Origin of the sequence: Streptomyces sp. ISL-87 (assembly GCF_018614095.1) — a bacterium.
Lineage (GTDB): Bacteria > Actinomycetota > Actinomycetes > Streptomycetales > Streptomycetaceae > Streptomyces.
Window position 1 is genome coordinate 38,493 of record NZ_JAGGOY010000069.1, and the last position, 11,263, is coordinate 49,755.

General features: G+C 68.6%; 9 protein-coding genes. All 9 read left to right on the forward strand.

Annotated elements, in window-relative coordinates:
* Positions 1 to 53 precede the first annotated feature (53 nt).
* Entirely contained in the window at positions 54 to 1,850 is a 1,797-nt protein-coding gene (locus J7I97_RS25340; protein WP_214938766.1) for a 3-hydroxyacyl-CoA dehydrogenase family protein, read from the forward strand.
* Positions 1,851 to 2,025: 175 nt separating this feature from the next.
* On the forward strand, positions 2,026 to 2,850 hold the full coding sequence (locus J7I97_RS25345; RefSeq protein WP_214938767.1) for a TetR family transcriptional regulator: 825 nt from the start codon (positions 2,026 to 2,028) through the stop codon (positions 2,848 to 2,850).
* A 421-nt stretch (positions 2,851 to 3,271) separates the two neighbouring features.
* The gene (gene ccrA, locus J7I97_RS25350; RefSeq protein ID WP_214938769.1) at positions 3,272 to 4,609 is read left to right on the forward strand and encodes a crotonyl-CoA carboxylase/reductase; all 1,338 of its coding nucleotides are present in this window, start codon (positions 3,272 to 3,274) and stop codon (positions 4,607 to 4,609) included.
* Positions 4,610 to 4,656: 47 nt separating this feature from the next.
* Complete coding sequence (locus J7I97_RS25355) at positions 4,657 to 6,708, forward strand: protein meaA (RefSeq protein WP_214938771.1); 2,052 nt, start codon at positions 4,657 to 4,659, stop codon at positions 6,706 to 6,708.
* The gene (locus J7I97_RS25360) at positions 6,705 to 7,679 is read left to right on the forward strand and encodes a CoA ester lyase (protein ID WP_214938773.1); all 975 of its coding nucleotides are present in this window, start codon (positions 6,705 to 6,707) and stop codon (positions 7,677 to 7,679) included. The genes J7I97_RS25355 and J7I97_RS25360 overlap by 4 nt, the downstream gene beginning before the upstream one ends.
* A 16-nt stretch (positions 7,680 to 7,695) precedes the next feature.
* Positions 7,696 to 8,208 (forward strand): MaoC family dehydratase, encoded by a 513-nt coding sequence (locus J7I97_RS25365; RefSeq protein WP_030155134.1) that lies wholly within the window; start codon positions 7,696 to 7,698, stop codon positions 8,206 to 8,208.
* A 2-nt stretch (positions 8,209 to 8,210) separates the two neighbouring features.
* Positions 8,211 to 9,416: an acyl-CoA dehydrogenase family protein gene (locus J7I97_RS25370; protein WP_214938775.1), complete on the forward strand. Its 1,206-nt coding sequence runs from the start codon at positions 8,211 to 8,213 to the stop codon at positions 9,414 to 9,416.
* Positions 9,417 to 9,601: 185 nt separating this feature from the next.
* A complete protein-coding gene (locus J7I97_RS25375) occupies positions 9,602 to 10,258 on the forward strand; it encodes a phosphatidylserine decarboxylase (RefSeq protein WP_214938776.1) in 657 nt (218 codons plus the stop codon).
* The gene (gene pssA, locus J7I97_RS25380; protein WP_214938777.1) at positions 10,245 to 11,108 is read left to right on the forward strand and encodes a CDP-diacylglycerol--serine O-phosphatidyltransferase; all 864 of its coding nucleotides are present in this window, start codon (positions 10,245 to 10,247) and stop codon (positions 11,106 to 11,108) included. The genes J7I97_RS25375 and pssA overlap by 14 nt, the downstream gene beginning before the upstream one ends.
* The last annotated feature ends 155 nt before the right edge of the window (positions 11,109 to 11,263 follow it).

Sequence of the window (11,263 nt, forward strand, 5' to 3'; positions counted from 1 at the left end):
GCCGTTCCGCGCGCCCACCCTCAGTCGTCACCCTCTTTCACTGGAGTCCCGCGATGGACCGTCCGTCCAGTCAGTCCTCCCTCCAGACCATCGCCGTCGTCGGCCTCGGCACGATGGGCACCGGCATCGCCGAGGTCCTCGCCCGGGCCGGCCGCGAGGTCATCGGCATCGACATCAGCGACACCGCCACCCGCCGGGCCACGGCCGCCCTCGCGGCCACCACCGCCCGCTCCGTGGCCAAGGAGCGGATCACGGAGGAGGAGCGGGACGGTGTCCTCGCCCGATTCCGTACGTTCACCGAGCTGACCGCCGCCGCCGACGCCGATCTGGTCATCGAGGTCGTCCCGGAGAGCTACGAGCTCAAGCAGCAGCTCTTCCGCGAGCTCGACGCGATCGTCCGGCCCGACACGATTCTGGCCACCGGCACCAACGCCCTCTCGGTGACCCGCATGGCAGCCGAGTCCCAGCGTCCGGAGCGCGTCCTGGGTCTGCACTTCTTCAACCCCGCCCCGGCGATGAAGCTGGTCGAGGTCGTCTCCTGTGTGCTCACGGCCCCGACGGCCGTCGAGGCCGTGACCGCGCTGGCGCGCGAGCTCGGCAAGGAGCCCGTCTCGGTCGGCGACCGCCCCGGTTTCGTCGCGGACGGCCTGCTCTTCGGCTACCTCAACCAGGCCGCCGCCATGTTCGAGTCGAAGTACGCCTCCCGCGAGGACATCGACGCGGCGATGCGGCTGGGCTGCGGCCTCCCCATGGGCCCGCTGGCCCTGCTCGATCTGATCGGTGTGGACACCGCCCGCACCGTCCTGGAGGCCATGTACGCCTCCTCCGGCGACCGCCTGCACGCCCCGGCCCCGATCCTGGGCCACCTCGCCGAGGCGGGCCTGACCGGGCAGAAGTCCGGACGCGGCTTCTACACGTACGAGGCCGCGGGCAGCCCGGTGATCGTCCGCGACCTCCAGACGCCGCTGGACGGGGCCCTGCTCGGCGCGGGCCGCCACGTGTCCTCGGTCGGCGTGGCCGGTTCGGGCACCATGGCGAGCGGTATCGCGCAGGTCTTCGCGCAGGCCGGCTTCACCGTGGTGCTGGCCGCCCGCAGCCAGGAGAAGGCGGAGGCCGCCAAGGCCGCGATCGGCAAGTCCTTGGGCCGTGCGGTGTCCAAGGGCCGGCTGACCGAGGCGGCCGCCGCGCAGACCATGGAGCTGATCACCCCGGCCGGTTCGCTGGACGCCTTCGCGGACGTGGACCTGGCCGTGGAGGCCGTCGCCGAGAACCTCGCGGTCAAGCAGGAGCTGTTCGCGGGCCTGGACAAGGTCTGCAAGCCGGGCGCGGTGCTGGCCACCACCACCTCCTCGCTGCCGGTGATCGCCATCGCCCGCGCGACCTCGCGTCCGCAGGACGTGATCGGCATGCACTTCTTCAACCCGGCGCCGGCCATGAAGCTGGTCGAGGTGGTGCGTACGGTCCTGACCGCCGACGATGTGCACGCCACGGTCCGCGAGATCTGCACGAAGGTGCGCAAGCACCCGGTGGACTGCGGGGACCGGGCCGGCTTCATCGTGAACGCGCTGCTGTTCCCGTACTTGAACAACGCCATCAAGATGGTCGAGCAGCACTACGCGACCCTCGATGACATCGACGCCGCGATGAAGCTGGGCGGCGGGTACCCGATGGGTCCCTTCGAACTCCTCGACGTGGTCGGCCTGGATGTCTCGCTGGCCATCGAGAAGGTCCTCCACAAGGAGTTCCGCGACCCCGGTCTGGCCCCGTCCCCGCTGCTGGAGCACCTGGTGGCGGCGGGCTGCCTGGGCCGGAAGACCGGCCGCGGATTCCGTGAGTACGCCCGCCGGTAAGCAGCGCCCTGGCCAAGGGCCCCAAGAGCCGGATGCGTGGGGAGGGCTGCTCGGGTCTGCCGCTCCCTCACGGCAGGCCATACCTTCCGAGCCCAGTGCGGGCTCTCCCCCGCATCCACCCCTGCCCCACCCCCCTCAGGCGCGCTCTCCCGGGCAAATGAAGTACGTTCGCTCTATGCCCCAGCCCGCCAAGACCTCACCCCGCGCCACCACGGCCTCCGACGCCTCGGAGAACCCGGCCGGCACCAAGGCGGCCGCACAGCGTCTCAAGATGCGCCGCGAGCTCGCCGCGGCCGCGATGGAGCTGTTCGCGACCAAGGGGTACGAGGCGACGACGGTCGACGAGATCGCCGCGACCGCCGGAGTGGCGCGCCGGACCTTCTTCCGGCACTTCCGCTCCAAGGAAGAGGCGATCTTCCCGGATCACGACGACACCCTGACCCGCGCCGAGGCGGTGCTGGACGTGGCCCCGGCGCACGAGCACCCGCTGGACACGGTGTGCCGCGGGATCAAGGAAGTCATGAAGATGTACGCCGCCTCGCCGGCGGTGTCGGTGGAGCGCTACCGGCTCACCCGCGAGGTGCCCGCGCTGCGGGAGCGGGAGATCGCCTCGGTGGCCCGGTACGAGCGGCTGTTCACGCGCTATCTGCTGGCCCACTTCGACGAGCACGACCACCACGACGGCAATGACGACCCGCTGCTGGCCGAGGTGGCCGCGTCGGCGGTGGTCACCGCCCACAACCACGTGCTGCGGCGCTGGCTGCGGGCGGGCGGTCAGGGGGACGTGGAGGCGCAGCTGGACCACGCCTTCTCGATCGTGCGGAAGACCTTCGGCACGGGGATCGGCGCGGGCCGCACGCTGGGGACGGCGCAGCCGGCCGCCGCCGAGCCGGCGGCCGTGCGCACGGAGGGCGAGGTGCTGGTCGCCGTGGCCCGTACGGACGCCCCGCTGGACGAGGTCATGCGGACCATCGAAGAGGCGCTCAGAAAGAAGCACTAGCCGACGTACTGGCCGAAGCAGTAGTCGCGCACGTCGCACACGTCACAGTGGCCGCTCCCGTTACGGGGGCGGCCACTTTCGTTTGTCCGAGTTGCCCCTACTCACGGGTAACTCTGATCGATCATCGCTCATCTGCGCAGGTCAAAAGGCAAATGAGAGAAAGTTTTGGCACGCGGTGCCTTGCCGGGTGACACGGGGTGCCATACGTTGAATCTCGTCCGGACGTCCCCGCGGTGCACGCCCACTCGGCACGAACCGCGCCCCGGATGCCTGCGTCACCAGGCACCAGCACGCCGCACCACAGGCGTCGCCAGCACCACAGCTCCGCCGAACCGACGGCAAAACACACCACCCGCACCACGCAGCCGCGTACCCCCTCAGCGCACCCTCATCAGCGCAGCGCTTAGCCGGAGGCAACACCGTGAAGGACATCCTGGACGCGATCCAGTCGCAGGCCGCAACGGCCGCCGACTTCGCGGCCCTGCCGCTCCCCGACTCGTACCGCGCGATCACCGTGCACAAGGACGAGACGGAGATGTTCGCAGGGCTCACGACCCGCGAGAAGGACCCGCGCAAGTCCCTGCACCTGGACCAGGTTCCGGTGCCGGAGCTCGGCCCGGGCGAGGCTTTGGTGGCCGTCATGGCCTCCTCGGTCAACTACAACTCCGTGTGGACCTCGATCTTCGAGCCGGTGTCCACCTTCAGCTTCCTGGAGCGCTACGGGCGCCTGTCGGAGCTCACCAAGCGCCACGACCTCCCGTACCACATCATCGGCTCCGACCTCGCGGGCGTCGTGCTGCGCACGGGCCCCGGAGTCAACGCCTGGAAGCCCGGCGACGAGGTCGTCGCGCACTGCCTGTCGGTCGAGCTGGAGTCCTCCGACGGCCACAACGACACGATGCTCGACCCCGAGCAGCGCATCTGGGGCTTCGAGACCAACTTCGGCGGCCTGGCGGAGATCGCACTCGTCAAGTCCAACCAGCTCATGCCGAAGCCCGACCACCTGAGCTGGGAGGAGGCCGCCTCCCCCGGTCTGGTCAACTCCACCGCGTACCGCCAGCTGGTCTCGCGCAACGGCGCCGGCATGAAGCAGGGCGACAACGTCCTGATCTGGGGCGCCAGCGGCGGGCTCGGCTCGTACGCCACCCAGTTCGCGCTGGCCGGCGGCGCCAACCCGATCTGCGTCGTCTCCAGCGACCAGAAGGCGGACATCTGCCGCGCGATGGGCGCGACCGCGATCATCGACCGCAGCGCCGAGGGCTACAAGTTCTGGAAGGACGAGCACACCCAGGACCCCAAGGAGTGGAAGCGCTTCGGCAAGCGCATCCGCGAGCTGACCGGCGGCGAGGACGTGGACATCGTCTTCGAGCACCCGGGCCGCGAGACCTTCGGCGCCTCCGTGTACGTCACCCGCAAGGGCGGCACGATCGTCACCTGCGCCTCGACCTCGGGCTACAACCACGAGTACGACAACCGCTACCTGTGGATGTCCCTGAAGAAGATCGTGGGCTCGCACTTCGCGAACTACCGCGAGGCGTGGGAGGCCAACCGCCTGGTGGCCAAGGGCAAGATCCACCCCACCCTGTCGAAGGTCTACTCCCTGGAGGAGACCGGCCAGGCCGCCTACGACGTCCACCGCAACCTCCACCAGGGCAAGGTCGGCGTCCTCGCGCTGGCCCCCGAGGAGGGCCTGGGCGTGCGCGACCACGAGATGCGCGCGACGCACCTCGATGCGATCAACCGCTTCCGCAACGTCTGATTCATCTGATTCGTCAGATCGTTCAAGGGCCAAAGGGACAGCCTGAGATGACAGAGCGCCAGAAAGACCGTCCGTGGCTCATGCGGACGTACGCCGGCCACTCCACGGCCGAGGCGTCCAACGAGCTGTACCGCCGCAACCTCGCCAAGGGCCAGACCGGCCTGTCGGTCGCGTTCGACCTGCCGACGCAGACCGGCTACGACCCCGACCACATCCTCGCCCGCGGCGAGGTGGGCCGGGTCGGGGTCCCGGTCTCCCATCTGGGCGACATGCGGCGGCTGTTCCAGGACATCCCCCTGGAGCAGATGAACACCTCGATGACGATCAACGCCACCGCCATGTGGCTGCTGGCGCTCTACCAGGTGGCCGCCGAGGAGCAGGGAGCGGACATCTCCCAGCTCCAGGGCACCACCCAGAACGACATCGTCAAGGAGTACCTCTCGCGCGGGACGCACGTCTTCCCGCCCGGGCCGTCCCTCCGCCTGACGACGGACATGATCGCGTACACGGTCAACCACATCCCGAAGTGGAACCCGATCAACATCTGCTCGTACCACCTCCAGGAGGCCGGGGCGACCCCGGTCCAGGAGATCTCGTACGCGATGTCCACCGCGATCGCCGTGCTGGACTCGGTGCGCGACTCGGGCCAGGTCCCGGAGGATCGTTTCGGCGAGGTGGTCGCCCGTATCTCGTTCTTCGTGAACGCGGGCGTCCGCTTCATCGAGGAGATGTGCAAGATGCGCGCCTTCGGCCGCATCTGGGACCAGGTCACCCGTGAGCGGTACGGCATCGAGAACCCCAAGCAGCGCCGCTTCCGGTACGGCGTCCAGGTCAACTCCCTGGGCCTGACCGAGGCGCAGCCGGAGAACAACGTCCAGCGCATCGTGCTGGAGATGCTCGCGGTCACCCTCTCCAAGGACGCGCGCGCCCGCGCGGTGCAGCTGCCCGCCTGGAACGAGGCGCTGGGCCTGCCCCGGCCCTGGGACCAGCAGTGGTCGCTGCGCATCCAGCAGGTCCTGGCGCACGAGAGCGACCTGCTGGAGTACGAGGACATCTTCGCGGGCTCGCACGTCATCGAGGCCAAGGTCGAGTCCCTGGTGGCCGAGTGCCTGGCCGAGATCGACCGGATCCAGGAGATGGGCGGCGCGATGGCCGCCGTCGAGTCCGGCTACCTGAAGTCCCAGCTGGTCTCCTCGCACGCCGAGCGGCGCGCCCGGATCGAGGCCGGCGAGGACAAGATCGTCGGCGTCAACTGCTTCCAGCAGACCGAGGAGAACCCGCTCACCGCCGACCTGGACGGCGCGATCATGACGGTGGACGGGGCGGTGGAGGCGCAGATCGTCGAGCGCATCGGCCGCTGGCGCGCCGAACGGCAGGAGTCCTCGGACCGGCAGGGCGGCGGCGACCCGTTCGTCTTCCCCACCGTCGGGCAGGCCCTGGACCGGCTGAAGCAGGCCGCGGCCGGGACCGAGAACCTGATGGAGGCCACCCTGGAGTGCGCCCGGGCCGGTGTCACCACCGGCGAATGGGCGAACGCCCTGCGCGAGGTGTTCGGCGAGTTCCGCGCCCCGACCGGGGTCTCGTCGGCCCCGGTGGCCGTCACCGCGGAGGAGGGCACCCCGATGGCTCTCGTCCGCGCCAAGGTCTCCCGTACCGCCGAGGACCTCGGCTCCGGCCGGCTGCGCCTGCTGGTCGGCAAGCCCGGCCTGGACGGGCACTCCAACGGCGCCGAGCAGATCGCCGTCCGGGCCCGCGACGCGGGCTTCGAGGTGGTCTACCAGGGCATCCGGCTGACACCCGAGGAGATCTCCTCGGCGGCGCTGGCCGAGGACGTCCACTGCGTGGGACTGTCCATCCTGTCCGGCTCGCACAGCGCACTCGTCCCGGACGTGCTGGAACGCCTGCGCACGGCGGGGGCGGGTGACATACCCGTCGTCCTCGGCGGCATCATTCCCCAAGCCGATGCCGTGGCACTCAAGGCGGCCGGAGTCGCCGCCGTCTTCACCCCCAAAGACTTCGGTATCACGGAGATCATCGGCCGTATCGTCGACGAGATCCGGAAAGCGAACAAGCTCGACCCTCTGGAGGTCCCCGCATGACCACGCCCGCCAGCCCCGTGAACCGGCTTCGTCCGCGCCGCTCCTGCCTCGCGGTCCCGGGTTCGAACCCGCGCTTCCTGGAGAAGGCCCAGGGCCTGCCGGCCGACCAGGTCTTCCTGGACCTGGAGGACGCCTGCGCCCCGCTCGCCAAGGAGGGCGCGCGCCACACGATCGTGGACGCGCTGAACAACGGCGACTGGACCGGCAAGACCCGGGTCGTGCGCGTCAACGACTGGACCACCCACTGGACGTACCGCGATGTCATCACGGTCGTCGAGGGCGCCGGCCAGAACCTCGACTGCATCATGCTGCCGAAGGTCCAGGACGCCCAGCAGGTCGTCGCCCTCGACCTCCTGCTGACGCAGATCGAGAAGACCATGGGCTTCGAGGTCGGCAAGATCGGCATCGAGGCGCAGATCGAGAACGCCAAGGGCCTGGTGAACGTCGACGAGATCGCCGGCGCCTCCTCGCGGCTGGAGACCATCATCTTCGGCCCGGCCGACTTCATGGCCTCCATCAACATGAAGTCCCTGGTCGTGGGCATGCAGCCGCCCGGCTACGGCGCGGACGCCTACCACTACATCCTGATGCGGATCCTGATGGCGGCCCGCATGCACGACCTCCAGGCGATCGACGGCCCCTTCCTGCAGATCAAGAACGTGGACGGCTACCGTGAGGTGGCGGGCCGGGCCGCGGCTCTGGGCTTCGACGGCAAGTGGGTGCTGCACCCCGGCCAGGTCGACGCGGCCAACGAGGTCTTCTCCCCCTCCCAGGAGGACTACGACCACGCCGAGCTCATCCTCGACGCGTACGACTGGTGCACCTCCGAGGCCGGCGGCAAGAAGGGCTCGGCCATGCTCGGCGACGAGATGATCGACGAGGCCAGCCGCAAGATGGCCCTGGTCATCTCCGGCAAGGGCCGCGCCGCCGGTATGCAGCGCACCACCAAGTTCGAGATCCCCGTCAGCTAGAGGAGCCCTGAGCACCATGCAGTTCGGACGCACCTACGAAGAGTTCGAGGTCGGGGCGGTCTACAAGCACTGGCCCGGAAAGACGGTCACGGAGTACGACGACCATCTCTTCTGTCTGCTGACCATGAACCACCACCCGCTCCACATGGACAGCAACTACGCCGAGAACACGACCGACTTCGGCAAGAACGTGGTCGTGGGCAACTACATCTACTCGCTGCTGCTGGGCATGTCGGTGCCGGACGTCTCCGGGAAGGCCATCGCCAACCTGGAGATCGAGTCCCTGCGGCACGTGGCGCCGACCTTCCACGGCGACACCATCTACGGCGAGACCACGGTCCTCGACAAGACCCCGTCGAAGTCCAAGAACGACCGCGGGATCGTCTACGTCGAGACCAAGGGCTACAAGCAGGACGGCACCCTCGTCTGCGTCTTCCGGCGCAAGGTGATGGTCCCGACCGAGACGTACATCAAGGAGCGCGGCGGCGAGCAGCCCGGCCGCCCGCAGCTGAAGGAACAGGGGAAGTAGCCATGGCCCGACTCGCCCAGACCGCCGGGCTGAACGACGTCCAGCGGGAGATCCTCAAGACCGTCCGGGAGTTCGTCGACAAGGAGATCATCCCGGTCGCGACCGAGCTGGAGCACCGCGACGAGTACCCGCAGCAGATCGTCGACGGCCTCAAGGAACTTGGCCTGTTCGGGCTGATGATCCCGGAGGAGTACGGCGGCCTGGGTGAGTCGCTGCTCACCTACGCGCTGTGCGTCGAGGAGATAGCGCGTGGCTGGATGTCCGTCTCGGGCATCATCAACACCCACTTCATCGTGGCGTACATGCTCAAGCAGCACGGCACGCAGGAGCAGAAGGACTACTTCCTCCCGCGGATGGCGCTGGGCGAGGTGCGCGGCGCGTTCTCGATGTCCGAGCCCGGGCTGGGCTCGGATGTGTCCGCCATCACGTCCAAGGCGGTGAAGGACGGCGACGAGTACGTCCTGAACGGCCAGAAGATGTGGCTGACGAACGGCGGCAGCTCCACTCTCGTGGCCGTCCTCGTCCGAAGTGACGAAGGACACCCGGAGGGCACCGCGCCCCACAAGTCGATGACGACCTTCTTGATCGAGAAGGAGCCGGGCTTCGGTGAGGTCCGTCCGGGCCTGACCATCCCCGGCAAGATCGACAAGATGGGCTACAAGGGCGTCGACACGACCGAGCTCATCATGGACGGACTGCGCATTCCGGCCAATCGGGTGCTCGGCGGGCAGACCGGCCGAGGGTTTTACCAAATGATGGACGGGGTCGAGGTCGGCCGCGTCAACGTGGCGGCGCGTGGCTGTGGCGTCGCTCAGCGTGCATTCGAGCTCGGCGTCTCCTATGCCCAGCAACGTCACACTTTCGGCAAGGCGATCGCCGAGCACCAGGCCATCCAGTTCAAGCTGGCCGAGATGGCTACCAAGGTCGAAGCCGCCCATGCGATGATGGTGAACGCAGCACGCAAAAAGGACTCCGGGGAACGAAACGACCTCGAAGCAGGGATGGCGAAGTACCTCGCCTCCGAGTACTGCAAGGAGGTGGTGGAGGACGCCTTCCGTATTCACGGCGGCTACGGCTTCTCGAAGGAGTACGAGATCGAGCGCCTCTACCGGGAGGCTCCGATGCTGCTGATCGGTGAAGGTACCGCCGAGATCCAGAAAATGATCATCGGGCGACGCCTGCTCGAGGAGTACCGACTCCAGGGCTGAAAGTCCCTTTTGCGACGAATCTTCCCAAAGTTCGTCGCAAAAGAGTCACAAACAGTCACTGGCCGACGGTCATCGACTCGGCTTCTGGCTTGCCCAGTTGTTGCGTGCAACCGATAGCATTCCAGTAAAGCCGCCGTCCCGTCCCCCAGTTTGCGGCGCGGCATCACCCGCTACGAAGGTCATCCATGCCCCACAGCCAAACCTCTGCACCTCGCGTCGGCCTCCTCGGTGGACGCCTCGCGCGCGGAGCATCGCCGTGGCTTCTGCCGACCGTCGCCACCGCCGCCGTCAGCCTCACCCGGGCTCGCAAGTCCGGGCGCTGGGCGGCAGTGGCCGTGCCCGCCACCGCTCTCGCGGCGGGCATGCTGTGGTTCTTCCGCGACCCCGAGCGTGAGATCACTCAGGGCCGTGTCATCTCGCCCGCCGACGGTGTGGTGCAGAGCATCATGCCGTGGAAGGACGGGCGCACCCGCGTCGCGATCTTCATGAGCCCGCTGAACGTCCACGTCAACCGCGCGCCCCTGGCGGGCACGGTGACGTCCGTGGAGCACATCCCCGGCGGGTTCGTCCCGGCGTTCAACAAGGAGAGCGAGAACAACGAGCGCGTTGTCTGGCACTTCGACACCGAGCTCGGTGACATCGAGATGGTGCAGATCGCCGGCGCCGTCGCGCGACGCATCGTCCCCTACCTGCCGGCCGGCACCAAGGTGGAACAGGGCGAACGCATCGGTCTGATCCGCTTCGGCTCGCGCGTCGACATCTACCTCCCCGAGGGTGTCGAGGTCGCGGTCGAGGTCGGCCAGGCCACCACCGCGGGGGTGACCCGAATTGACCGTGACTGACCCTGAGACCCCTGCGGCGGGCTGGGCGCCCGAGGCCGCTTCGGAGGAGGAGTCCGCCGAGGACGACATGCCGCTCTCGCTGCGGCTGTCGATAGCGGACACCCTCACTCTCGGTAACGCGACCTGTGGATTCATGGCGGTGTACTTCACCACCACCGGGATCCTCATCCCGCACCTCACCGGCAGCGGCGAGTCGGGCATGGCCCGGCACAGCGCGGCGACCGCGGTGATACTGATGCTGCTCGCGGCGGTCTTCGACCTCTTCGACGGCATCGTGGCCCGCAAGCTGCGCAGCTCCCCGATGGGTGCGGAGCTGGACAACCTGTCCGACCTGATCAGCTTCGGTCTGGCGCCCGCGTACTTCGTGCTCGTCTACGGCATGGTCGCCGACGACGCGCACCAGAAGATGTCGGCGCTGGCCGCGATCGTCGTCCTGCTGGCCGTTGTCCTGCGACTCGCGAGATTCAGCTGCGTGACGCTGAAGGACGGCACGTTCCAGGGCATGCCGAGCCCCTTCGGTGCGCTGACGGTCGTCTCGATCGTGCTGCTGGAGCTGCGGTTCATCCCGACGCTGCTGGCGATCATCGGGGTGGCCTGGCTGATGGTGAGCCGGGTCGAGTACCCCAAGCCGCGGGGTGTCCTCGCGGTGGCGATGCTCAGCTGGATCGTCGGTGCGATGGGGCTGCTGGCGGCCTGGGCGTTCGACGCCCCGGGCGGTCAGCTGCTGCTCCAGACCGGCTGCGCGCTGCAGATCGCCATGGCGGCGACGATCCCGCTGTTCGCGACGACCCGTCGGGCGAACACGTTCCGGCACAACCGCCGTGAGGCGCGGGCCGCGCAGATGCCGTAACGCCTCCTGAGGCACTCGCACACATGTGAGGGCCCCCGGTGCCATCCCAGGCACCCGGGGGCCCTCTCGCGTCTCCGGCCCGGGCGGAACGCCCCTCGGGGAGCCCCGGGAGAAGGGCGGAATCCCCGGGCGGCGGGATCCGGGGATCCGGGGAT